A 24,664-nucleotide genomic window follows, 5' to 3' on the forward strand; every position below is an offset into this window, starting at 1 on the left:
AAACGGGGTAGTGTCCGCACCGATGCAAACGCTGGCAAAAATCGTCAACTGGATCGTACGGCTCACCGGCTATGCCGTCGGCGCCACTTTGATTCTCGCTGTCGCAGCCCTTGCGATCTTCGGCTTCACCAGTTTTGGCGCTCGTATCGTTACCGAAAAGATAGCCTCCACGCTTTCCAACCGCGACATGACGATCGAGGTTCGCGAACCGCAAGGTCTTTTGACCGGCGGGCTTCGCGCCGCCGAAATCTCCATCTCCGATACCAGGGGTGTCTTTGCGGAAATTCATGGCGTCGCGATCGACTGGAATCCGCTTGCGCTGCTGACCGGAACCTTCCATGCCAAACGCTTCGAGATCGAAGCGATCAACGTGCTGCGCAAGCCGGTGCGCACCCTGCCCTCGCGGCCCGGAGCTGAAAATTCCGGCGGATTTAATCTTCCGATCAAGGTCGATATAGACCGTGTCGCGTTGCCCGATATCAAACTTGCCGCACCCGTTGCCGGCCGCGCCTTTGCGCTTGCCGCCGAGGGCAGCCTTTCGGCGAATGGCGATGGCGGCGAGGCCGTCGTCAATGTTAGCCGTCACGCGGTCCCGGATGCGCGGCTTGCCGCCGATATCGCCTATGCGCCGGCTGAAAACCGGCTGCGGCTGAAGGCGCAGCTTTCCGAGCCGAAGGGCGGACTGCTGGCGGGCTTTCTCGGCCTGCCGGACAGCCCGGCCGTCAATATCGATCTCGACGGCCAAGGGCCGATATCCGATTGGAAAGGCAAATTGCAGGCCGCCCTCGACGGACAGCAGCGCGCCGCAATCGAAGCCCGGCATCAGATCACGGCAGACGGACTGCACCACCTCGACCTCAAGGGCGGCGGTGACCTGAGCTCGCTGCTTCCATCGGCATTCCGGCCGCTTTTTGCCGGCCAGACCAATATCGATCTTGCCACCACCTTCGACGACCGCGGCAAGATCGATATCCAGACCGGCAATATCGCCACCGGCAGCGTCGTGATCGCCGCCTCGGGCACCCTCGATCCAGCCGGCAACAACAGCCTGAACGCCAATCTGCTCGGCACGTCGGGGCCTGTCGATTTCCGCTGGCCCCTCGCTGAAGGCGAAGCGCGCTTCCTCATTTCTGGCCTCAACCTGGCGCTAACCGGCGATGCGCAAGCCGCCCGGCTGAACGTCAGCGGCTCGCTCGACACCGCAACCCTTCCGCAGGCCAATATCGGCAACATCAAGCTGACCGCAAAGAGCGACACCTTCAATCTTGCCGCCCGTTCCGGCAGCGTCCAGCTACGCCTCGTTGCCGGCGATACGACCTTCACCGATCCAAACATCAATCGCGCCGTCCAAGGCCCTGTCACGATCGCCTCGCCGCTGCAGATCTCGCCCTCCGGCATCGGCTTCAACGGCACCACCGTCGAAAGTGCCAATATCAACGGCGGCCTCAACGGCTCCTACCGGTTGGCAGACAAAGCGCTGACCGGCAACCTCAAGCTCACAGTCAGCCCGGCAGCTCTGCCGGCGGCGATGACAAGCAGGTTCGACGGGCCGATCTCGCTCGAAAGCCAGGTGGTCGGCACCATCCCGTCAAAATTCGCGCTGTCCAATCTCGTCCTGAAGTCCGGCACGCTCGAAGCCGCCGGCAACGTCGCACTCGACGGCGGGACGTTGAATGCCGATCTCTCGGGCCGGCTGCCTGACATCGGCAAGCTCATCCCCGGCGCCAGCGGTGGGGCGGGTTATGCGTTGAGAGTGGGAGGTGAGCTCCCGGCAATCTCCGTGACGGCCAATCTCAAGGCCGCCAGCCTTGAAATGGCCGACCGTACGCTCGGCAACCTCAATATCGACCTGTCGGGTCTCGCCGATCCCAAGGCGCCGCAGGGCAGGATCGCCGCCACCGGCACAATCGATGGCCAACCGATCGGCATCAACGGCAACGTCACCTCGCAGGACGGCAAGATAAGCATTCCGGCGCTGACCGCCGATATCGGCGGCAACCGACTGACCGGCAATGCGGAATTCTCGCCTACCCTGGAGCCAACAGCCGCACTGACCTTCGATTTCCCCAATGTCGGCCTGCTCGCCGCACTCGGCGGACAGAAGGCCGAAGGCGATCTCAAGGGTTCGCTCGGCGTCAGCAGCGACAGCGGCAGGATTGCGCTTAAGCTGCTTGCAACCGGCGGCTCGATCCGTCGTGATACGCTTGCGATCGTCAAGCCGGATATCGATGTCACGGTCAGCGATCTCAATGCCCTTGCCGCAAACGGCACGGTCAAGGCCGAGGAGGTGAGCGCCGGAACGAACAGGCTTGCTGGCCTTTCGCTTAGGTTTGCCAAGCAGCAGAACCATACCGACTTCGATCTCGATGCTGCCTATGACGGCAATCCCGTGCTGGCCGCAGGCAATATCGAGGCGGCGGACGGCGCGATCCACCTGAACCTTGATCGCTTCTCGGCAAGCCCCCGCAATATCCCGATCGAGCTTGCCGCACCGACGCAGGTCGCCATCGGCGGCGGTGCCGCCAGTCTGAACGGACTGACGCTGAAGACCGGCACCGGTTCGCTGACCGTTACCGGTTCCGCCGGCGAAACGCTGAAGCTTGATGCAGATATCCGCGAGCTGCCGGCAGCGCTCGCCAACGGTTTCGTGCCCAACCTTTCAGCCGGCGGCACGATCTCCGGAACGATTGCCGTGACCGGAACGCCGGCAGCACCGGTAGCCGACTTCAAGCTCGACTGGAAGGATGCGACGACGGGCCAGACCAAGGGCGCCGGCCTGGCGCCGCTCGACATCACCGCCGGCGGCAAATTCGCCGACAACACGCTCGATTTCGACACGACGGTCGGCAGTGATGACGGCCTTTCGCTCAAGGCCGCCGGCAATGTCGCGCTCGCCGACCCGAAGGCACCGGTGCTTGATGTCAATGCCGATATCCTCAACCTGCCTGCCCGCATCGCCAATGGTTTCGTTGCCGATCTCGCCGCCGAAGGCACGATTACAGGAAAAGTGGCGGCCTCCGGCTCCCTCGCTGCCCCCACCGCCAATTTCGATCTCGATTGGAAAAGTGCTGCGACGAGCCAGACGAAGCGCGTCGGCCTTGCCGATCTTGGCCTCAAGGCATCCGGCAAATTCGCAGACAGCAAGCTCGATTTCGATATGGTGATCGGCGGCGCCAACCGCCTTTCGCTGAAGGCAAACGGCAATGTCGCCATCACAGGCACGACGATTGGCAACGTCAAGGTCGATGCAGCGCTGGCAAATGTCCCGGCGAATATCGCAAACAGCTTCGTCGCCGATCTCGCCGCCGAAGGAACGATCTCCGGAAAGATCTCGGGCACCGGGTCCCTTTCCGCCCCGAGTGCCGATTTCGATCTCAATTGGAAAGACGCTGCGACGAGCCACACGAAACGTGTCGGCCTTGCCGCGCTCGGCGTGACCGCATCGGGAAAATTTGCCGACAACAAGCTTGATTTCAACACGGCAGTCAGCGGCGACAAAGACCTCTCACTGAAGGCCACGGGCAATGTCGCATTGGCCGGTACGGCGATCGACAGCCTCAAGGTCGATGCCGAGATCGTCAAGCTTCCGGCCAGCCTGGCAAATGCCTTCGTTCCCGATCTGGCGGCCGGCGGCACGATATCCGGCACTGTGTCCGCCGCCGGGACACCTGCCGCACCGAAGGCCGACTTCAAGCTCGACTGGACGGATGCTGCGACCAGCCAGACCAGAAGCGCTCATCTCTCGGGCCTCGCGCTCACTACATCCGGACGCTTCGCCGACGACCGGCTCGATTTCGATGCCAATCTCGGCGGCCGGGACGGCCTCTCGCTGAAGGCCGCCGGCAACGTCGCGATGTCAGGCACCTCGGTTAAAACCCTCGACGTCAAGGCCGATCTCGCCAACCTGCCTGCAGGCCTCGCCAACGGCTTCGTCCCAGGTCTTGCCGCCGAAGGTACCGTCTCGGGCACGGCATCCGCCTCCGGCGCGCTGCCAAAGCCGGCGGTCGATTTCAAGCTCGACTGGAAGAACGCCGCGACCGCCCAGACCAAGAGCAGCGGCCTTTCGGGCCTGAGTGCTGCGGCATCCGGCAAGTTCGCCAACGACCGGGTCGACTTCGACGCCAACCTTAGCGGCAAGGACGGCGTGTTGGCCAAGGCGACGGGCGGCGTCACCATCGCGGGAACAACCATCCGGGACCTTTCGATCAATGCCGATATCCCGGCGCTGCCGGCAAATATCGCAAATGCCTTCGTTCCCGGTCTCGGTGCCGAGGGCATGCTTTCCGCAAACGCCGTGACGTCGGGGACGCCGGCAAGCCCGATCGTCGATTTCAAGCTCGACTGGAAGGATGCCGCCACCAGCCACACCAAGGCTGCCGGCCTGTCCCGCCTTGCGTTGGCGGCGACGGGAAAATACGCCGGTGACAGGCTGGATTTTGATGCCGCCCTCAACGGCAGCGGCGGCATTGCGCTGAAAGCCACGGGCAATCTCGCCATCGCCGGCACGTCGATCAAGTCTCTCGACGTCACGGCGAATACCACCAATCTGCCGGCGGGCATCGCCAACGGCTTCGTTCCCGGCCTTGCAGCCGAGGGCGCGGTCTCGGCGACCGTAAAGGCCACCGGCGCGCTATCGGCGCCCTCCGTCGACTTCAAGGTCGACTGGAAGAACGCAGCGACGAGCCAGACAAAAGGTGCCGGCCTTTCGCCGTTCAGCATCGGTGCATCAGGCAAACTTGCCGGAAACAGGCTGACGGTCGACACCAGCCTTGCCGGTGACGCCGGCATGTCGCTGAAGGGCGGCGGCAGTGTCGTGATCACAGGCAATCGCGCCATCGACATGCGGTTCAACGGCAACCTTCCCTTCGCCGTGCTCGGCGCCCCGCTTGCGCAGCAGGGCCTCGTCGCGGACGGCGTCGCCACCGTCAACCTCCAGATTGGCGGAACGGCCGCAGCACCCGTCATCAACGGCACTGTTTCGACCAACGGCGCGAAGCTCGTCGACGTCCGACGCAATCTTGCCGTCAACAATCTTGCGGCAACCGTGACCTTCAATGGCAGCCAGGCGGTGATATCGCGCCTCAGCGGCAACCTTGGCGGCGGCGGCACGATTTCGGCCAGCGGCACCATCGGCATCCAGCCGGCCGGCGGCTTTCCCGCCGACATTTCGATCAAGCTCGACAAGGCCGTCTACGTCGATGGAACGCTTGTCGTCTCGACCGTCAATGGCACGGTCGGCCTGCGCGGGCCGATCACGAATGCAACGCTGAGCGGCAAGCTTCGGCTGGACAAGACCTCGATCACGGTCCCGGAAAAATTGCCGACTTCGCTGAGAGAAGTCGACATCCGGCATAAGAATGCGCCGCGGGCAGTGCTTGCACAGCTGCGCGATGACGGTGAGCGCAAACCCGGCGAGAAATCCTCCGTAATCACGCTGGATCTCGAAATCGACGCGCCCTCGCATATCTTCGTGCGCGGCCGCGGCATCGACGCCGAGCTCGGCGGCCTGGTGACGATCCGCGGAACAGCGGCTGCACCCATCGTGACCGGCGGCTTCACGATGCGCCGCGGTCGCATGACCATTCTCAACCGCCGCCTGGATTTCTCCGACAAGAGCAGGATCACCTTTGCCGGTGACCTGACCCCGGCGCTCGATATGGAGGCGACCTCGGCCTCCGGCTCGACGACGCTGACCGTCGACGTCGCCGGTCTCGCCACCGACCCCGCGATCACCTTTTCCTCCTCGCCCCAGCTGCCGCAGGACGAGGTGCTGGCGCAGCTGATTTTCGGCCAGTCGATGTCGAAGCTCTCGCCGGTGCAAATCGCCCAGCTCGCCGACGCCGTCAGTCAGCTGGCCGGCAACCGCTCCACCTCGCTTTTCGAAGGCCTGCGTAACCAGCTCGGCGTCGACGATTTCGACGTCAGCACCGATTCCAAGGGCCAGACCAGTGTCAGCGTCGGCCGCTATCTCAACGATCGCACCTATTTCGAATTGCAGCAGGGCGGTTCGGCCGGCGCCAAGGCGGTGATCAATCTCGATGTCGGCCGCGGCGTCAAGCTGCGCGGAGCGGCCGGGGGTAATGGTGCGGGCGAAGCCGGCGTTGTATATGAACGGGAATACTGATGCATCTCGCCCTAAGCTGTGCTGCAGCTTTGGAACGACGGCACGCACAAGCTTTAAGCCGGCTTAGAAACCAGTCTTGCTCGTCTTGAGAAGGATATTGGTCTCGGTCGAATTGATGCCGTTGACCAGCCGGATGCGACGCAGCGTCTCGTCGAAGGAGGCGAGGTCACGATCCTCGAGCTCGGCGACGAAATCCCATTTACCATTGGTGCTGTGCAGCGCGCGCACCTGCGGCAGGCCCCGCAACTGATCGGCCACCCTGTCGGCGAGCTTGCCGAGCACCTCGATCATGACGATGGCACGCACGCCGGCGGAGCGCGTCTCATGACCGGTGCGGATGGTGAAGCCGACGATGGTGCCGCTGGCGACCAGCCGCTCGATTCGGGCGGCAACCGTTGCCCGTGATGCACCCGTCATTGCCGCAAGCGAAGAGACGGAAATCCGGGCGTTATGGCGAAGTGCACTCAGAAGTTCAGTATCGAGATCATCCACGCTGATCACTTTGTCAAAATAGGTTTATCAATCTGCGCAATCATAGTTCATTTCTAACATTTTTCCATCTTTTTGCTACCAGCCCTTTGTCCCAATATCAGCCGAAACAGGCCTAACACGGAGCCCTCGAAATGGATGTCCAATCACGATCTGTCACCCTCATCGGCGCGCCGCTCGAAGAAGGCTCCGGCCGAAGGGGTGCCGCCATGGGCCCTGCGGCCCTGCGCATTGCCGGCGTCGACCAGACGCTGATCGAGCTTGGTCATGACGTTGCTGATATCGGCGATCTCCGGATCGTTCCGGCGATGGACCTGCCGAACCACCCGAAAGCTCACAATCTGAGGATCGTTGGCGCCTTCACCCGCGCGCTGGAAAGCAGCGTCTATGACGTGGCCGCCTCCGGCCGTTTCCCGCTCATTCTCGGCGGCGATCACAGCCTTTCCATGGGCAGCGTCTCCGGCATGGCGCGCTACGCCGCAAGCAAAGGTCGCCCCCTCTTCGTGCTCTGGCTCGACGCCCATGCCGATTTCAACTCTCCAGCGACATCACCCTCCGGCAATATTCACGGCATGCCCGTCGCCTTCTTCTGCGGCGAGGCGGAGTTCGCCGAGATCCTGCCGAAGGGCCGCCCGTTCGTCGATCCGAAGAATGTCTTCCAGGTCGGCATCCGGTCGGTCGATGCACGCGAGCGCGAGGAAATCCACGAACACGGCGTCAATGTCTTCGACATGCGCGCGATCGACGAGCAGGGCATCGGCGCCATCATGCGTGAGATCCTCGATGTCGTGACCAAGGCGAACGGCCTGCTGCATGTCAGCCTCGACCTCGATTTCCTCGATCCCGAGATTGCTCCCGGCGTCGGCACGACGGTCCCGGGCGGCGCGACCTTTCGCGAGGCGCATCTGGTGATGGAAATGCTTTCGGATAGCGGCCTCGTCTCGTCGCTCGATCTCGTCGAACTCAATCCGTTTCTTGACGATCGCGGCAAGAGCGCCCGCATCCTGGTGGAGCTGACGGCAAGCCTCTTCGGCCGCCGCATCTTCGATCGTCCGACACGCGCCGCATAAAACGTATAGAGGGAGAACGGCCATGAACACTTCGGAAAAACTGATTGCCACGGAACAACGGCTCGGCGCCCATAACTACAAACCGCTCGACGTGGTGCTGACGCGTGGCGAAGGTGTTTATGTCTGGGATACCGACGGCAACCGTTATCTCGATTGCCTCTCAGCCTATTCCGCCGTCAACCAGGGCCATTGCCATCCGAAGATCCTCGCCGCCATGGTCGAGCAGGCGGGCAGGCTGACGCTCACCTCCCGCGCCTTCCGCAACGATCAGCTCGCCTATCTCTACGAAGAGCTCGCGGCTCTCACCGGCTCGCACAAGATCCTGCCGATGAATTCCGGCGCCGAAGCGGTGGAGACCGCCATCAAGGCGGTGCGCAAATGGGGATACGAGGTCAAGGGTGTGCCGGAGGGCAAAGCGGAGATCATCGTCTGCGCTGATAATTTCCATGGCCGGACGCTGAGCATCATCAGTTTCTCCACAGATCCCGACGCCCGCGCCGGCTTCGGTCCCTATACGCCAGGCTTCCGCATCATTCCCTTCGGTGATGCCGAGGCTTTCGCCGCTGCAATCGATGCCAATACGGTGGCTGCCCTGATCGAGCCCATCCAGGGCGAAGCCGGCGTCATCATCCCGCCGGCGGGTTATTTCACCCGCATCCGCGAGCTCTGCACGGCAAACAACGTCACCCTCATCCTCGACGAGATCCAAACCGGCCTCGGCCGCACCGGCAAGCTGCTGGCGGAGGAGCACGAAGGCATCGAGGCCGACGTGACGCTGATCGGCAAGGCGCTGTCCGGCGGCTTCTATCCCGTGTCGGCCGTGCTTTCGAATTCCGAAGTTCTGGGCGTGCTGCAGCCCGGCCAACACGGCTCGACCTTCGGCGGCAATCCACTCGCCTGCGCAGTGGCGCGCGCCGCGCTCAAGGTGCTGACGGAAGAGGGCATGATCGAGAACGCCGCTGTTATGGGCGACTACTTCCTCGAAGGCCTCAGGTCGATCCGCTCGAACATCGTCAGGGACGTGCGCGGCCGGGGCCTGATGATGGCCATCGAGCTGGAACCCGAAGCCGGCGGCGCACGGCAATATTGCCATGCGCTGAAAGAACGTGGCCTTCTCGCCAAGGATACCCACGACCACACAATTCGCCTCGCTCCGCCCCTGGTCATTACCAAAGAGCAGGTGGATTGGGCCGTCTCTGAGATTGAAAAGACGATAGGCTGAGTAAATCGGCGCAATTCTTCTTCACGATCTCGAACGTGCATGGAAGATCCTGAATGCCAGAGATCGGCTGGAAGAGATCGACAGCAAGACTGCCTGGTTTTCATCCGAGATTAAAAACCTTCGAAATCGCGTCGCCCGATTTAGATTTGGGCAACACTCTTTCGCTAATGTCGTCGATAACCGTAACGATGCTTCGCCGAGCGCAAAGCCATCGCGTGGTATGAAGGCAAAGCTTGTCCGCGCCAATGGTGGCGCATCCGCTTCTGCCCTGGCTTACGATAGTTGGGAAGAATTCTAATGGCCACGATCAATTCGACTAACTTCAGCGGCGATACGCTCGAAATTATTGCCTTCCGCCTGCATGACCAGGAATTCTGCGTCAAGACCACGACCATCCGCGAAATCCGCGGCTGGGCGCCGTCGACGCCGATCCCGCATGCGCCGGCCGATGTCATCGGCGTCATGAACCTGCGCGGCTCGGTGATCCCGATCATCGATCTTGCTTTCAAACTCGGCATGAAGAGCACGGTCGCCAATGAGCGCAGCGCCATCGTCGTCGCCGAAGTTCACAGCATGGTCATCGGCATGCTTGTCGACCGCGTCTCGGATATCCTCACCATCTCCTCCAGCCAGGTCCAGCCGGTGCCCGAGGTGACCGCCTCCTTCGACCGCGCCTATTGCGAAGGCATCATTGCCTCGGAAAACGGAATGATCTGCTTCCTGAACCTCGCCAAGATGTTCAAGGAAAACGAGACGGATGAACTGGCTGCCTGATCGGCCAATATAATTCTCGACAAAAACCGCCCACCCGGGCGGTTTTTTGTTGCGCATCGCAAGCAAGCCTCGGCCGCCACCATCCACCTTGGCGCCTCTTGATTAGAAACAGCTTCTATACCGGAAATTAACCACGTTCCGTTATCATGGGATACTCAAGGATGACACGATTTCCGCCAATCTGGGAATGACAGCCAGTACCGTTTGTCTTCTCATCACCGGCATTCCTTGTCCGATCGGCTTCGCTTTACCAGACGAAGCAGCAGAGAACTGTGCATTTCAGAGGGACGGGATGTTTGGTCTATCTTCCGATTCGAAATATATTCTCAATGCCATTTCCAAATCGCAGGCGATCATCGAATTCGACCTCAAGGGAAATATCCTCACGGCGAACGAGAATTTCTGCAATGCACTTGGTTATCGCCTGAGCGAGATCGTCGGCAAGCATCACAGCATGTTCTGCGAGCCGGCCTATACGATAACCTCTGAATATCGCGCCTTCTGGGCGCGGCTCGGGCGCGGCGAATATGATGCCGGTGCTTACAAGCGTCTCGCCAAGGGCAACAGCGAGATATGGATCCAGGCTTCCTACAATCCTGTTCTCAAGGGCGGAAAGCCATTCAAGGTGGTGAAATTCGCGGCCGACATCACGGCCGCCAAGAAGCAGGCGGTCGAGGATTCCGGCAAGCTGGAGGCGATCTCGCGTTCGCAGGCGGCGATTGAATTCACCCCGAAGGGCGAAATCCTGACCGCGAATGAGAATTTCTGCAAAGCCATGGGATATTCCCTGGCCGAGATCACCGGCAAGCATCACAGCATGTTCTGCGATCCGGCCTATGTCAGCACCGAGGATTACGGCAACTTCTGGCGCCGTCTGGCCAATGGCGAATTCATTGCCAACGAATTCGTCCGCTTCGGCAAGGACGGCCGCGAAATCTGGATCCAGGCCGCCTATAACCCGATCGTCGATGCCGACGGCAAGGTCTACAAGGTCGTGAAGTTCGCAACCGACGTCACCCAGCGCATGAGCGCGATTTCTCTGCTTGGCGGCGCGCTGCGTCAGCTGTCCGAAGGTGATCTGACAAGGACGGTGGACACGCCCTTCGTCCCGTCGATGGAACAATTGCGCCACGATTTCAACACCGCGATCAAGGGTCTTGCCGAGACGATGAAGACCATCGGCGAGAATGCCAGTGCAATCGCCAGCGGCTCACGCGAGATCGGCGCATCGGCGGATTCCTTCTCCAAGCGGACGGAACAGCAAGCCGCATCCATCGAAGAAACCGCAGCCGCGCTGGAAGAGATCACCACCACTGTCAACGATTCCAGCCGTCGCGCCGATGAGGCCGGCCGCCTTGTCGCTCAGACCAAGCAGGGCGCCGAGCAGTCCGGTATCGTGGTCCGCAATGCCGTCGCCGCCATGGGCCAGATCGAACAGTCCTCCCGCGAAATCACCAACATCATCGGCGTCATCGACGATATCGCCTTCCAGACCAACCTCCTGGCATTGAATGCCGGCGTCGAGGCGGCCCGCGCCGGCGAAGCCGGCAAGGGCTTCGCCGTGGTGGCCCAGGAGGTCCGAGAGCTCGCCCAGCGCTCCGCCACCGCCGCCAAAGAGATCAAGTGATCAACACGTCGGGCGAGCATGTCAGGAACGGCGTCGGCCTGGTCGGCCAGACGGGTAAGGCGCTCGAGGAGATCGTCACCCAGGTCGGCGATATCGACGGCAACGTCGTCGCCATCGTCGAAGCCTCCAAGGAGCAGGCAACCGGCCTCAAGGAAATCAACCAGGCGGTCAATACGCTGGATCAGGCAACCCAGCAGAATGCCGCCATGGTCGAGGAGAGCACCGCTGCCAGCCATAGCCTTGCCAAGGAAGCCGAAACGCTGCGTGTCCTGCTGACGAGGTTCCGTCTGCCAGGCCAGACCCAGACCGTCAGGCATGAGGCAAAACAGACGGGCTCACCGGCGCTGCATCTCGTTTCACGTGTCGCAAAGGCGCAGGGCGCCGCCGCAGCAACCGCCCAGAGCTGGGAAGAGTTCTGATCTCAGGCTCCCCGCACAACGTCATTCTACCGTGCCGCCGCCAGGCGGCACTTTGATCAGATTGCGCTGTATACGAAGATAAACGCGTCGCATGAACACCCATGCGACCCGCTTTGATGGTTCACGCGAACAGCGCGAAAGTCGCCCGCAGCGTCACCCAGACACCCCAGAGCAACGGCACGCCGACGACGGCCCAGGCAAGCATAGCCCTGGCGTCCAGCCCGCCTGTGCCGATGCCGAAGGAACCGGTCGGGCCGGCATTGACGGCCGCCGACTTCGCCTGCAGTGCAGCGACCTCGCCATCGGACATGAACCACTTGTCCGAAAGCGGCCTGATCAGCGCATTGGCAATGAGCCCGAGCGCCAGCATGCCGGCGAGGATATACATGGTGCCGGTATAGAGGGTTGGCCCGGGCGCAACGCCGGCGGCGATCTGCGCTTCGCGGATGTAGTTGACGACGACGGGACCGACGATACCGGCCGTTGCCCAGGCGGTCAGCAGCCGGCCGTGGATGGCGCCGACGAACTGCGTGCCGAAGATATCGGCAAGATAGGCCGGGATGGTCGCGAAGCCTCCACCATACATCGACAGGATGATGCCGAAGGAAAGAACGAACAGCGCCTTGTTGCCCATGCCCGCGAAGGTCGGCGCCAACGCATAGAGCACGATGCCGAGGACGAAGAAGCAATAATAGGTATTCTTGCGGCCGATCTTGTCGGACAGCGACGCCCAGAAGAATCGTCCGCCGATGTTGAAGAGCGACAGCAAACCGGCAAAACCGGCGGCGATCGTGGCGATCGATGCCTTCTGGCCGGCGTCGAGCTGGGCGAAGCCAACGTCCGGCAGGCCGATCAGCGAGCCGGCGAAGATTTCCTGCAGCATCGGCGAGGCCATGCCGAGAACGCCGATACCGGCCGAAACGTTGAGGCAAAGCACGGCCCAGATCAGCCAGAACTGTTTGGTCTTGTGGGCATCGCGCAGGTCCACATGTTTGGTGGTGATCATCGTGCTCTTGGCCACAGGCGGCGTCCAACCCTCAGGACGCCAGCCGGCCGGCGGAATGCGATAGCCGAAGGCACCGCCCATCATGAAGACGAAATAAATCGCCGCCATGACGATGAAGGTCTGCCAGACGCCGACCGAACTGTCGGTCTTGAAAGTATTCATCAGCAGGTTGGCAAGCGGGGCGCCGATCATCGCACCGCCACCGAAGCCCATGATCGCCATGCCGGTCGCCATGCCGCGCCGGTCGGGAAACCACTTGATCAGTGTCGAGACCGGCGAGATGTAACCGAGGCCGAGACCGATGCCGCCGATAACGCCCGCACCGAGCCACATCATCCAGAGCTGATGAGTGATGACGCCGATAGCGGCAAGAATGATGCCGCCGCACCAACAGCAAGCGGAAACGACGCCCGCCTTGCGCGGACCGGCCCGCTCGAGCCAGCCGCCCCAGATGGCGGCGGACGAACCAAGCAGAACGAAGAACAGCGTATAAATCCAGCCGAGATCGGCAACACGCCAGTCGCAGGTCGTGGTGAACAGCGCCGAGGCGAGTGTCAGATCGGGGCAGGCCGTCGAGGCCGTGATCCCGAGCGACTTGGAAAGCGGCAACCAGAAGACGCTGAAACCATAGGCCATGCCGATGCAGAGATGGATGGCGAGCGCTGCCGGCGGCACCAGCCACCGATTGAACCCGGGCCTTGCGACGATCCTTTCACGATCAAGCAGGCCTACCCCCGCCAACGCCCCATCTGTACGTGTTTCCGCTGCAGCCATAAACAACTCCTCCTTGATTCAGACCTGGCTTGATTCAGACTTATCGTCACCGGCGCATGCGCAGGCAACTTGCTGCTGCCTCCCCTCCCGCATCGGCCGATACTGGTTACCGTACCTAAAGCAATTCCAGGAAAAGTGTGAAACGGTTTTCCGTCCGGAATTGCGTAAAAACAAAAGGTTAAGAGCGGTTCTGCGCTTCCGTGAAAAGCTGAACCGCTCTAAAGCACGTCGCGCAAAACTGTGCAGCGGTTTTGCGGTAACGACATGCGTTGGAAATAAAGACCTAAAGCGCGAGAAGCCAATCTGAAAGATTGCGACGCGCTTTAGTGTGTCACCGGCTCCGGCTTTCGGATCAGAGGAGCAGCCTGAAGCACGAGCGCATCCAGACCATTTTCCTCATTCTCCAGAATTTCGAACAACTGCCGCCGCATGCGCGGGTCCCAGAATTTGTTGATATGGGTGGCGACCCCCTGCGCGGCCTCGCTTTCCGGCTGGCTCTTGAAGAAGGTGGCGATCTGGTTTGCCATATAGACGAGCTTGGTCTTGGTATCATGCGACATCGGCAATGCTTCCGGGCGAGATGCGGTGCGGGTGGGTGAAGATCTCGAAATCCTCGCCGCGCACCAGCGCGACGAGCGTCATGCCGGCCTCTTCGGCCGTGCGGATGGCGAGAGCCGTCGGCGCTGAAATGGCGATGAGCACCGGGCTGCCGAGGATCGCCGCCTTCTGCACCATCTCGAGGGAAAGCCGGCTGGTGACGACGACGGCACCGTCCCCACCTCTTTCGCTGGCGCGGATGACGGCGCCGCAGAGCTTGTCCAGCGCATTGTGCCGGCCGACATCTTCGCGCACGGCAATCAGCCCCCTGCCGGGAAGATAGAACCCGGCGCCATGCACCGCCCGTGTCTCACGATGCAGCGGCTGTGCCTCGTTCAGAAGCGAAACGGCGCGGACGATATCCGCATGCGACAGCGCCAACGGCAATGTCGAGACATCAGGAACCGGCCGCACCGCCTGTTCGATCGATTCGATGCCGCAGAGCCCGCAGCCGACCGGCCCCGCCATGCTGCGGCGCCGTGCCCGCAACCGATCGGCGACGTCGTCGACCAGGCTCACCTGCACATCGATCCCCTGCTCACCCTCGATGACCTCGACGGCCGATATCTCCGCCGGCCCGGCAATGATTCCTTCGGTCAGACTGAATCCGACGGCAAAATCCTCGAGGTCCGCAGGTGTCGCCATCATCACCGCATGCGAACTGCCGCCATAGGAAAAGGCGATCGGCACCTCTTCCGGCACGATGCGAGAGCTGGTGTGCATAATGCCGTTGCGGCGGGCGGTTTCGAGAGCACGGGCGGTGACGGTGAAGCTCATGATGCGCGTTCCCCCTTCTCCCCCGCGGGGGTTCGAAGGACGGGTCGAGACCCGTGGCTCGACCCCGTTTGATGCCCGTCAGGGCAGATGAGGGGGTGAGCGACGATAGGAGCGAACGAACGAGCCGAAGCGAGTTCGCACTCGTCGAGCCGCCCCCTCATCCGCCCTCCGGGCACCTTCTCCCCGAGGGGAGAAGGGGAAGCCACACCAGACCGCTCCCGCATCGTCACTCCGCTGCCTCGAGCTTGCCGGCGATGCGGCGTGATTGCCGCGCCTGCTCGTCATATTCCAGCTGCCATTCACTCGGCCCGTTGGAGGGCGAGACCTGCACCGCCGTCACCTTGTATTCCGGGCAGTTCGTCGCCCAGTCGGAGAAATCGGTGGTGATGACGTTCGCCTGCGTCGTGGGATGATGGAAGGTCGTATAGACGACACCCGGCGCGACGCGATCGGTGATCAGCGCCCTGAGCGTAGTGTCGCCGGAGCGGCTGCCGAGCTTCACCCAGTCGCCATCGCGAACGCCACGCTGCTCGGCATCGTGTGGATGGATTTCCAGCCGGTCTTCCGCATGCCAGACGACATTCTCGGTCCGCCGCGTCTGCGCCCCGACATTGTACTGGCTGAGGATGCGGCCGGTTGTCAGCAGCAGCGGGAAGCGCGGACCGGTACGCTCGTCGGTCGCCACATATTCGGTGCGGATGAACTTGCCCTTGCCACGCACGAAGCCGTTGACGTGCATGATCGGCGAGCCGAGCGGGTTCTTCTCGTTGCAGGGCCACTGCACCGAGCCCATTTTATCGAGATAGTCGTAGGAGACCATCGCGAAGCTCGGCGTCGTCGCGGCGATCTCGTCCATGATCTCAGACGGATGGGTATAATTCCAACCGAGCCCCATCGCCTGGGCAAGCTTCTGCGTCACTTCCCAGTCGCCATAGCCGTTGCGCGGTGACATCACCTTGCGCACGCGATTGATGCGGCGTTCCGCATTGGTGAAGGTGCCGTCCTTCTCGAGGAAGGTCGAGCCCGGCAGGAAGACATGGGCGTAATTGGCGGTCTCGTTGAGGAACAGATCCTGCACGACGACGCATTCCATCGCCGCAAGCCCGGCCGCGACATGTTTGGTATCGGGATCGGACTGGAGGATGTCTTCGCCCTGGATGTAGATGCCTTTGAAGGAGCCGTCGACTGCTGCATCCAGCATGTTCGGAATACGCAGGCCCGGCTCGTTGTTGAGCTTCACGCCCCAGAGTTTTTCGAAGATGTCACGCGTCGCATCGTCGGAAATGTGCCGGTAGCCCGGCAATTCGTGCGGGAAGGAACCCATGTCGCAGGAGCCCTGCACATTGTTCTGGCCGCGCAGCGGGTTCACGCCGACGCCGGGACGGCCGATATTGCCGGTCGCCATCGCCAGGTTGGCGATCGCGATGACCGTGGTCGAGCCCTGGCTGTGTTCGGTGACGCCGAGGCCGTAGTAGATCGCACCGTTGCCACCCTTGGCATAGAGCCTTGCCGCGCCGCGCAGATCCGCCGCCGGCACGCCGGTGAAGATCTCGGTCTCTTCGGGACTGTGCTGCGGCTCGGCGACGAAGGCCGCCCAGTCCTCGAACTCCGACCAGTCGCAGCGCTCGCGGATGAACGCCTCGTCAAACAGCCCTTCGGTGACGATCACATGCGCCAGCGCCGTCATGACCGCGACATTGGTGCCGGGCTTCAGCGGCAGGTGATAGGAGGCCTCGATATGCGGCGAGCGGACGATATCGGTGCGGCGCGGATCGATGACGATGAGCTTGGCGCCCTGGCGCAGCCGCTTCTTCAGCCGCGAGCCGAACACCGGATGCCCGTCGGTCGGATTGGCGCCGATGACGACGACGACATCCGAATGCTCGACGCTGTCGAAATCCTGCGTACCCGCCGACGTGCCGAAGGTCTGGCCGAGGCCGTAGCCGGTCGGCGAATGGCAGACGCGGGCGCAGGTATCGACATTGTTGTTGCCGAAGCCGGCGCGGATCAGCTTCTGCACCAGATAAGTTTCCTCATTGGTGCAGCGCGACGAGGTGATGCCGCCAATCGCCTCGCGGCCGTATTGATACTGGATGCGGCGGAACTCCAGCGCCACATGCGCGAAGGCTTCGTCCCAGCTCACTTCCCGCCAGGGATCGCTGACCTTTTCGCGGATCATCGGATTGAGGATGCGGTCCTTGTGGGTCGAATAGCCATAGGCGAAGCGCCCCTTGACGCAGGAATGGCCGCGATTGGCCTGACCGTCCTTCCACGGCACCATGCGCACCAGTTCCTCGCCGCGCATCTCCGCCTTGAAAGAACAGCCGACGCCGCAATAGGCGCAGGTGGTCACTGCCGAATGCTCCGGCTGGCCGATCTGGATCACCGATTTCTCCGTCAGCGTCGCCGTCGGGCAGGCCTGGACGCAGGCGCCGCAGGAAACGCATTCGGAATCGATGAAATGTTCGTGCATGCCGGGCGAAACGCGCGAGCCGAAGCCGCGGCCCTCGATCGTCAGCGCGAAGGTGCCCTGCACTTCCTCGCAGGCGCGCACACAGCGCGAACAGACGATGCACTTGGAGGGATCATAGGTGAAATAGGGATTGGATTCGTCCTTCGGCATCCATTTCAGATTGATGCCGCCATTGCTGCGCGCCTTGACGTGGTTGTCGCCCTCATAGCCGTAGCGCACATCGCGCAGGCCGACGGCGCCCGCCATGTCCTGCAATTCGCAATCGCCGTTGGCCGCGCAGGTGAGACAGTCGAGCGGATGGTCGGAAATATAGAGTTCCATCACGCCGCGGCGGATATCCTTCAGCCGTCTCGTCTGCGTGTGCACCACCATGTTTGCCGCCACCGGCGTCGTGCAGGAGGAGGGCGTGCCGTTGCGGCCCTCGATCTCGACGAGGCAGAGCCGGCAGGAGCCGAAAGCGTCGACCATGTCGGTGGCACAGAGCTTCGGCACCTTGATGCCGGCCTCCATCGAGGCGCGCATGATGGAGGTGCCCTCCGGCACGCTGATCTGCTGTCCGTCGATGGTGAGCCTCACCATGGCCTCGGATTTCGAAGCCGGGGTCCCGTAGTCGATTTCATGGATGAGAGACATGATGGGTCTCCTTGCTTGAGATGGTGAGGTCAGCGCAGGCGTTCCATGAAAAACTCGTCATTCCGCCGCCTCCACCAGAGGTGCCGGCGAAAAATCCTCCGGGAAATGCGTCATGGCGCTCATGACCGGATAGGGCGTGAAACCACCCAGCGCACAGAGCGAGCCGAACTTCATCGTGTTGCAGAGATCGGCAAGCAGCACCCGGTTCTTCTCCGGTTCGATGCCGTGAGCGATCTTGTCGGCCGTCTCCACGCCGCGCGTCGAGCCGATGCGGCAGGGCGTGCACTTGCCGCAGCTTTCGACGGCGCAGAATTCCATCGCGAAACGCGCCTGCTTCAGCATATCGGCTGTGTCGTCGAAGACGACGATGCCGGCATGGCCGATAAGCCCGTCCTTGGCGGCGAAGGATTCGTAATCGAACGGCGTGTCGAACAGCGCCCGCGGGAAATAGGCGCCGAGCGGTCCGCCGACCTGCACGGCTTTGACCGGCCGTCCCGTCACTGTACCGCCACCGATCCTGTCGACGATATCTCCGAGCGAAAGACCGAAGGCCGTCTCAAAGAGGCCGCCATATCTGACATTGCCGGCGATCTGCAGCGGGATGGTGCCGCGTGAACGGCCCATGCCGAAATCGCGGTAGAAGGCCGCACCCTTTTCCATGATGACGGGCACCGAAGCCAGCGAGATCACGTTGTTGATGACGGTCGGACAGTTAAACAGCCCCTTATGCGCCGGCAGCGGCGGCTTGGCACGCACGATGCCGCGCCTGCCCTCGAGGCTGTTGAGCAGAGCCGTCTCCTCGCCGCAGACATAGGCGCCGGCGCCGGTGCGCACTTCGATATCGAAGGCGCGGCCGGATCCGAGCACAGATGGTCCGAGAATACCGGCCTGGCGCGCGAGGCCGACGGCCTCGGTCATGACAGCGATCGCATGCGGATATTCCGAACGCGTATAGACGAAACCCTTGGTCGCCCCGGTCGCGAGCCCTGATATCGCCATGCCCTCGATCAACACGAAGGGATCGCCCTCCATGATCATCCGGTCGGCAAAGGTGCCGCTGTCGCCCTCATCGGCATTGCAGACGATATATTTGCGTTCGCCGGCGGCATCGAGAACGGTCTTCCACTTGATGCCTGTGGGAAAGCCGGCGCCGCCGCGTCCGCGCAAGCCGGAATCGGTGACTTCCTTGACGACTTCGGCTGATGTCATCGAAATGGCGCGGCGAAGCCCGGCAAGACCGCCATGCGCCTCGTAATCGCCAAGCGAAAGCGGATCGGTGACGCCGCAGCGGACAAAGGTCAGGCGAGTTTGTTCCTTGAGGAACGGGAGGTCTTCAACCTCCCCGAGACAGAGCCGATGCTCGCCTCCATCAATCATCCCGGCATCAAACAGATCAGCCACATCCTTGGACTTCACCGGTCCGTAACCGATGCGCTTGCCGGCAACCTCGATCTCGACCAGCGGCTCCAGCCAGAACATTCCGCGCGAGCCGTTGCGCACGATCTCGGCATCGAAGCCGTGGGCGGCGATCTCCTGGGCAATCGCCTTTGCCACCTTTTCGGCCCCGAGCGCCAGCGCTGCGGCATCGCGCGGAACATATATCCTGACGGTCATCGGCGTGCCTCCGCGATGAGTTCCGCCGCCGTCTGATCGTCGACCCGGCCATAGACCTCGCCGTCGAGCATCACCGCCGGCGCGCAGGCGCAGAGCCCGAGACAGTAGACCGGCTCCAGCGTCACGCCGCCATCGAGCGTCGTCTGATGAAAATCGATGCCAAGCAGCGCCTTGACGCGTTCGGCCAGCGCATCGCCACCCATCGATTGACAGGCTTCGGCGCGACAGAGCTTCAGCACGTGCCGGCCGGCGGGATGGTCGCGATAATCGTGATAGAAGGTCACCACGCCATGCACCTCGGCACGGGAGAGGTTCAATTCCTCCGCGATGACGGGCATGGCTTCCTGCGGCACATAGCCGAACTCCTGCTGAACCTCGTGCAGAATGGGAAGCAACGGCCCTTCGAGAAAGCGAAGATCGGCGACGATGGCTCGGGTGCGCGCTGCAATATCGCCTTCGGCGATATGAATGGTCATAAGGCAGCCCTCCCGGCAGCTTGCTCGTTGCGGAATAGCGGGCCTCCCCCGGCCGAGTGCTATTCCACAACCACCATTTCAGGGAAGCAGCCGGTGATCAATAAAGCTATCTCGTTGCTTGATAGGTTTTTTCTATCAGAGTTCTTCGTCTTGCACGAGCACCCTCGCCTCGTGCAGCAAGGCCGATACAAGCGGCGTGAAGGGCTCGCGATAAGGCGCAACAAGGCCGACCAGATGATGCGCCTCCGGCTCGACGATCGGGATCATGCGGATTTCCACTGGAAATCCAAAGGATTTGGCGACGTTGCGCGGCATGATGCTCGCCCAGCGTCCAGTCCTGACATGCGAGAACAGCACGATCATCGAGTTGGATTCGAGCGTCGGATGCGCAGTGGCGCCTGCTTCCGTCAAGTGGCGGTTGATGATCCGACGGTTCTGCATGTCGGCAGTCAATAGACAAAGCCGAAGATCGCCGATCTCCCGCCAGGTCACGTTGTCGCGATCGGATAGCGGGCTGCCTGCAGCCGTGATCAGATTATAGCGCTCGGCATAGAGGGGAACGGTCGTGACGCGGCCGAGCGGCTCGTTTTCGAGATAGGTGATGCCGGCATCGATTTCGAGGTTTTCGAGCATGCTCAGCACCTGCAGCGAATTCCGCGAGACGATCGAGAAGGTCACGCCGGGATGCCGCTCCTGAAAAGGCGTGGTGATGCGCGAAAGCATGGCGAGCGCGGTCGGAATGGCGGCGAGGCGGATATGGCCGGAAAGGCCGCGGCGCGCGGCACGCATCTCCTCGCGCATGGTGCGGGCATCGCCGACGATGCGTCGAGCCCATTCGAGCACGCGCTGCCCCTCAGGCGTCAGCCCCTGGAACCGCGAACCGCGCTGCACCAGCATGACGCCAAGCTGATCCTCGAGCTGCCGGATCGCAGCCGAAAGCGTCGGCTGCGAGATCCCGCACTCCTCCGCGGCGCGGCCAAAATGCTTTTCATTGGCAAGGGCGATGAAGAATTCCAGCTTGTCGATCATCCGGTCTCCCGATCCGGCATGACATCATCCGGGTCAGTTCATCTTTGACGCAGCAGCCGTGCTCCGCAAGGGCGATCTCTAGATCAGGATGATTTTAGGCGCGATCGGCCTAAAATCTGAATCCTGATCTAAATCAAAGAAATAGAGCATGATGTCGTCCGAAAACCGCGCACACTTTTCGGCATCATGCTCTAACTGTTTTCAGCAGCCGGAAAAAGATCGAACAGCGATTCGAGGAAGGCAAGCACGCTGACATTGCCGATGCTGTAATAAACCAGCCTGCCCTGACGGCGCGTATGGACCAGGCCTTCGAGCCTTAAACGCGCCAGCTGCTGCGAGACCATTGCCTGCTGGATGCCGAGGATATTTTCGATTTCACTCACCGTCCGCTCCTCGTTCGCCAATATGCAGAGGATCAGAAGTCGGGTCTGGTGCGCTAGCGCTTTCAGCAGATCGCTCGCTTCGTGGGCTTTTCCAGCGAGTTTGTGCAATTCCTGGCCGGTCATCCCCGGCTCGGGTTTGGGCAACGGCATGCGGTATCTCGGAAGGGAGGCGATGAGGTAGATCAGCACAATAGCATATTCGCACAAGCGAATTGGTCAAAAGTGATGAAATGCCAAAAAAGGTCCAAACAAATCAGCAGATAAGCTGACCGCCGTTGATCTCGATCACCTGTCCGGTGATGTAGCCCGAGAGCGAGGGAGCCGCCAGGAACAGATAGGCGGGAGCGCAGTCCTCCGCCGTGCCGAGTCGCTGCAGGGGGATGGATTTTCTCGTCTGCTCAAGCTTTTCGCGGGAGGAATAGCGCTCATGGAATTCCGTCTCGATCGTACCTGGCGACACGCAATTGACGCGGATTCCGTCCGGTGCAAGCTCACGGGCAAGCGCCTTGGAATAGGTCGCAACGAAGGCTTTCGAAGCCGAATAGATCGAGGAACCGGGGCTGCCGCCGGTCAGCGCCGAAATCGAAACCGTGTTGACGATGGCAGCGCCCTCGGCCGCCTTCAATGCCGGCAGCAGCGCGCGCGTCAGCGCCACCACCGATGTCTGGTTGAGCCGCACGACCGCCTCATATTCTGCGTCGGTGAGCGTGGCAGCGGGAAAACGGCCAAGCATGGTACCGGCATTGTTGACGAGCACATCGACCTTGTCGAAGAAGGCGAGAGCATCTTCAGCAAATTGCGCTGCCCCACCGACTGCAGAGAAATCAGCATGCAGCAGCAGCGCCCGTCTTTCGGATTCGGCCGTCAGCAGGAAATCCGGCAGATCGCGTCCCGGCTTGCGCCCGGTATGGACGATCACTTTCGCGCCGCAGTCCAGGAACTGCCGGGCCACTTCGAGGCCGATGCCACGACCGGCGCCGGTTACGACGACATTGCGATTTTCGAACAGTCTGGGGTGGAACACGAAGCCGTCCTCCTCGCGGACAGTGCCGCCGGTTGCGTCACTCGCCCTTAACATATGAGCGCGCCGACCGAAAGAAAGGCAGGCGTCAATCTTTCCGGGAGAGACTTGGTCTCGCCCCGGAGAGACTGGTCTCCCCGAGAAGGTCCAGCCTTTTAGTTTTCGGTCTCCAGAAGCCGCGCGCCTGGCCCCTCCTTGCCGAGCCGGTCGCAGGGATTGCGCAACGGACAGCTTTCGATCGACAGGCAGCCGCAGCCGATGCATCCGGTCAGACGGTCGCGCAGCAGGCTAAGCCGCCTGATTCGCGCGTCGAGATCATCTTTCCAGCGCGCCGACAGCGTCTGCCAGTCGGCGACGGTCGGCGTGCGCCCCTGCGGCAGGGACTCGAACGCCGCCTGGATTTCCGAAAGCGGAATGCCGACACGCTGCGCCACCTTGATGATGCCGAGCCGGCGAAGCACATCGCGCCCATAGCGCCGCTGATTGCCGCGGGAGCGAATGCTCGAGATCAGCCCCTTGGTCTCGTAAAAATGCAGCGCCGAGACGGCCAGGCCGCTGCGCTCCGCCACTTCACCGACCGTCAGGAGCTTGCCGAGCGGCGCTGCAGGAATTGTATCCATCACCTCTTGACCTCAATATTAGTTGAGGTTTTATAACCTTGGCTCCTGCAATCGTAAAGTCCAATCGCAACAAGGAGCGACGCATGAAAACATCCACCAGGCTGGCTGTCATCTATGGGAGCACGAGAGAGGGCCGCATCTGCGACCGGGTGGTCAAATGGCTGACGCAGGAGCTCGTCCGCTTCCCGCAATTTGATATCGACATCATCGACCCGCTCGATTTCGCGCTGCCGGCCAACCGCGATATGACGCACCCCGAAATCGACAGGCTCGCCGGACGGCTTGGCATGGCCGACGCCTTCATCATCGTCACGCCGGAATACAATCACAGCTTCACCGCCCCGTTGAAGTCGATCATCGATCTCTTCTTCGAGCCCTGGCAGGGCAAGCCGGTCGCCTTCGTTTCCTATGGCGGCATCTCTGGCGGCCTGCGCGCCGTCGAACAACTGCGGCTCGTCTTTGCCGAACTGCACGCCGTGACGATCCGCGATTCGGTGAGCTTTGCCGCACCTTGGAACCGCTTCGACACGGACGGGCGGCTCGACAACCCCGCCGACGCAATGCGTTCGCTCGATCGGATGATGACGAGGCTGGAATGGTGGACGCAGGCGCTCGTCGCTGCCCGCAGCGATCGTCCCTATACGGACATCGCCGCCTGAGGCAGCAAGCTGCGGTTCCGTTCCCGGCAGGTACGGAACCATTGGAAACACCCGGACAGGACCTCCGTCCGGGTGTTTCCCGTCACATCAGGCTCATCCCGACCGCGCGGACGGGTTCGCAATTTTGCTGTTGCGGGGAGAAAACCCCGGTGATAGTTTCCGCGCAAATAACAGGGGAGCTCCGTATCGCCGGGGCTGAGATGTGAGGTGCAAGCCTCTGGACCCTTCAAAGCTGATCTGGGTAATGCCAGCGGAGCGAGGTTCAGATGTTCTCAGGCGCACAAGTGTCACTCTATCCGATGTCCGGCAATTTTGTCGGCATTATTCTTGATGCCGTCAAGGCGCTCGATCCTTATCGCGACCGGCTGCGCATCGAGACCGATGACATCTCCACACTGCTGGTCGGCCCGCCTGACATTCTTTTCGCCGCCATGCACGATCTTTTCGCCGCCGCCGCCAAGACCGGCGAGCATTGCGTGCTATCTGCTGCCGTTTCACGCGGCTGCCCCGGCGAGCCCGACGACGCCATCTGCGGCGTCAACCCTTCCCTCGGTCAGGCGGAGCCGCTTGCCGAGCGTATAACAGCTGCACTTGCCGCTGTTGAAATCACCGCCGAGACCGGACAGCCGGCCGCTGCGCAATTCTCGCTCTACGTCATGGGCACCGGTACCCATATGGACGAGATCTATGGCTGCATCGACTTCCTGAAGCGCTCCGGCACTTTCGACCGCGCCAAGAATTTCTGCACCAGGCTTTCTGGCGATGCCGGCCCCGTCTTCGCAACCATTCGGGAGGCCTTCTATTGCTTCGGCGACCCCGAAGGGCATGTGACCCTCGACATCACGGTGTCAGCCAATAGCCCAACGAAAGCCTGATC

Annotated in this window: 17 protein-coding genes, 1 pseudogene and 1 riboswitch; of the genes and pseudogenes, 7 read left to right on the forward strand and 11 right to left on the reverse strand. The window is 62.0% G+C overall.

Annotation, left to right across the window (positions count from 1 at the left end; genetic code table 11):
* Positions 1 to 22 precede the first annotated feature (22 nt).
* The gene (locus CUJ84_RS20535) at positions 23 to 6,124 is read left to right on the forward strand and encodes a translocation/assembly module TamB domain-containing protein (RefSeq protein ID WP_105007547.1); all 6,102 of its coding nucleotides are present in this window, start codon (positions 23 to 25) and stop codon (positions 6,122 to 6,124) included.
* A gap of 63 nt (positions 6,125 to 6,187) precedes the next feature.
* Here the strand turns inward: CUJ84_RS20535 and CUJ84_RS20540 are convergent, their stop codons facing one another.
* On the reverse strand, positions 6,188 to 6,625 hold the full coding sequence (locus CUJ84_RS20540) for an Lrp/AsnC family transcriptional regulator (RefSeq protein ID WP_027682612.1): 438 nt from the start codon (positions 6,623 to 6,625) through the stop codon (positions 6,188 to 6,190).
* A gap of 122 nt (positions 6,626 to 6,747) precedes the next feature.
* Here CUJ84_RS20540 and rocF point away from each other — a divergent pair, with 122 nt between their 5' ends.
* The 4 genes and pseudogenes from rocF (at position 6,748) to CUJ84_RS20565 (ending at position 11,725) form a co-directional block, all read left to right on the forward strand.
* On the forward strand, positions 6,748 to 7,683 hold the full coding sequence (gene rocF / locus CUJ84_RS20545; protein WP_105007548.1) for an arginase: 936 nt from the start codon (positions 6,748 to 6,750) through the stop codon (positions 7,681 to 7,683).
* A gap of 22 nt (positions 7,684 to 7,705) precedes the next feature.
* Positions 7,706 to 8,905, forward strand: coding sequence for an ornithine--oxo-acid transaminase (gene rocD, locus CUJ84_RS20550; protein WP_105007549.1), 1,200 nt, complete (start codon positions 7,706 to 7,708; stop codon positions 8,903 to 8,905).
* 297 nt (positions 8,906 to 9,202) lie between these two features.
* Positions 9,203 to 9,679, forward strand: coding sequence for a chemotaxis protein CheW (locus CUJ84_RS20560; RefSeq protein WP_003543427.1), 477 nt, complete (start codon positions 9,203 to 9,205; stop codon positions 9,677 to 9,679).
* A gap of 292 nt (positions 9,680 to 9,971) precedes the next feature.
* Positions 9,972 to 11,725, forward strand: a pseudogene (locus CUJ84_RS20565) (methyl-accepting chemotaxis protein).
* A 121-nt stretch (positions 11,726 to 11,846) separates the two neighbouring features.
* On the opposite strand, the gene CUJ84_RS20570 reads toward CUJ84_RS20565, so the two are convergent.
* The 10 genes from CUJ84_RS20570 to soxR form a co-directional block, all read right to left on the reverse strand.
* Complete coding sequence (locus tag CUJ84_RS20570) at positions 11,847 to 13,505, reverse strand: OFA family MFS transporter (protein WP_105007550.1); 1,659 nt, start codon at positions 13,503 to 13,505, stop codon at positions 11,847 to 11,849.
* A 323-nt stretch (positions 13,506 to 13,828) separates the two neighbouring features.
* Positions 13,829 to 14,065, reverse strand: coding sequence for a formate dehydrogenase subunit delta (locus tag CUJ84_RS20575; protein WP_018243839.1), 237 nt, complete (start codon positions 14,063 to 14,065; stop codon positions 13,829 to 13,831).
* On the reverse strand, positions 14,055 to 14,879 hold the full coding sequence (fdhD, locus tag CUJ84_RS20580; RefSeq protein ID WP_105007551.1) for a formate dehydrogenase accessory sulfurtransferase FdhD: 825 nt from the start codon (positions 14,877 to 14,879) through the stop codon (positions 14,055 to 14,057). The genes CUJ84_RS20575 and fdhD overlap by 11 nt, the downstream gene beginning before the upstream one ends.
* Before the next feature lie 226 nt (positions 14,880 to 15,105).
* Positions 15,106 to 17,985, reverse strand: coding sequence for a formate dehydrogenase subunit alpha (fdhF, locus tag CUJ84_RS20585; protein WP_105007552.1), 2,880 nt, complete (start codon positions 17,983 to 17,985; stop codon positions 15,106 to 15,108).
* 57 nt (positions 17,986 to 18,042) lie between these two features.
* Positions 18,043 to 19,599 (reverse strand): formate dehydrogenase beta subunit, encoded by a 1,557-nt coding sequence (locus CUJ84_RS20590; protein ID WP_105007553.1) that lies wholly within the window; start codon positions 19,597 to 19,599, stop codon positions 18,043 to 18,045.
* A complete protein-coding gene (locus CUJ84_RS20595; RefSeq protein ID WP_105007554.1) occupies positions 19,596 to 20,075 on the reverse strand; it encodes a formate dehydrogenase subunit gamma in 480 nt (159 codons plus the stop codon). The genes CUJ84_RS20590 and CUJ84_RS20595 overlap by 4 nt, the downstream gene beginning before the upstream one ends.
* Positions 20,076 to 20,210: 135 nt before the next feature.
* Positions 20,211 to 21,104: a LysR family transcriptional regulator gene (locus tag CUJ84_RS20600; protein ID WP_003543441.1), complete on the reverse strand. Its 894-nt coding sequence runs from the start codon at positions 21,102 to 21,104 to the stop codon at positions 20,211 to 20,213.
* A 191-nt stretch (positions 21,105 to 21,295) separates the two neighbouring features.
* Positions 21,296 to 21,637, reverse strand: a complete 342-nt coding sequence (locus CUJ84_RS20605) for an ArsR/SmtB family transcription factor (protein ID WP_018069028.1) — start codon at positions 21,635 to 21,637, stop codon at positions 21,296 to 21,298.
* A 103-nt stretch (positions 21,638 to 21,740) separates the two neighbouring features.
* Complete coding sequence (locus CUJ84_RS20610; RefSeq protein ID WP_105008263.1) at positions 21,741 to 22,511, reverse strand: SDR family NAD(P)-dependent oxidoreductase; 771 nt, start codon at positions 22,509 to 22,511, stop codon at positions 21,741 to 21,743.
* 152 nt (positions 22,512 to 22,663) lie between these two features.
* Entirely contained in the window at positions 22,664 to 23,128 is a 465-nt protein-coding gene (soxR, locus tag CUJ84_RS20615; protein WP_017995352.1) for a redox-sensitive transcriptional activator SoxR, read from the reverse strand.
* 83 nt (positions 23,129 to 23,211) lie between these two features.
* Here soxR and CUJ84_RS20620 point away from each other — a divergent pair, with 83 nt between their 5' ends.
* Both CUJ84_RS20620 and CUJ84_RS20625 read left to right on the forward strand, forming a co-directional pair.
* On the forward strand, positions 23,212 to 23,787 hold the full coding sequence (locus CUJ84_RS20620) for an NADPH-dependent FMN reductase (protein ID WP_017995353.1): 576 nt from the start codon (positions 23,212 to 23,214) through the stop codon (positions 23,785 to 23,787).
* Positions 23,788 to 23,949: 162 nt separating this feature from the next.
* Positions 23,950 to 24,063, forward strand: a riboswitch (TPP riboswitch).
* Positions 24,054 to 24,662 carry a YkoF family thiamine/hydroxymethylpyrimidine-binding protein gene (locus CUJ84_RS20625; protein ID WP_105007555.1) on the forward strand — a complete coding sequence of 203 codons (609 nt, stop codon included), beginning with the start codon at positions 24,054 to 24,056 and terminating at the stop codon, positions 24,660 to 24,662. Its footprint overlaps the riboswitch before it by 10 nt.
* Positions 24,663 to 24,664: the final 2 nt, after the last annotated feature.

This window comes from Rhizobium leguminosarum, assembly GCF_002953715.1.
Taxonomy (GTDB): domain Bacteria; phylum Pseudomonadota; class Alphaproteobacteria; order Rhizobiales; family Rhizobiaceae; genus Rhizobium; species Rhizobium leguminosarum_V.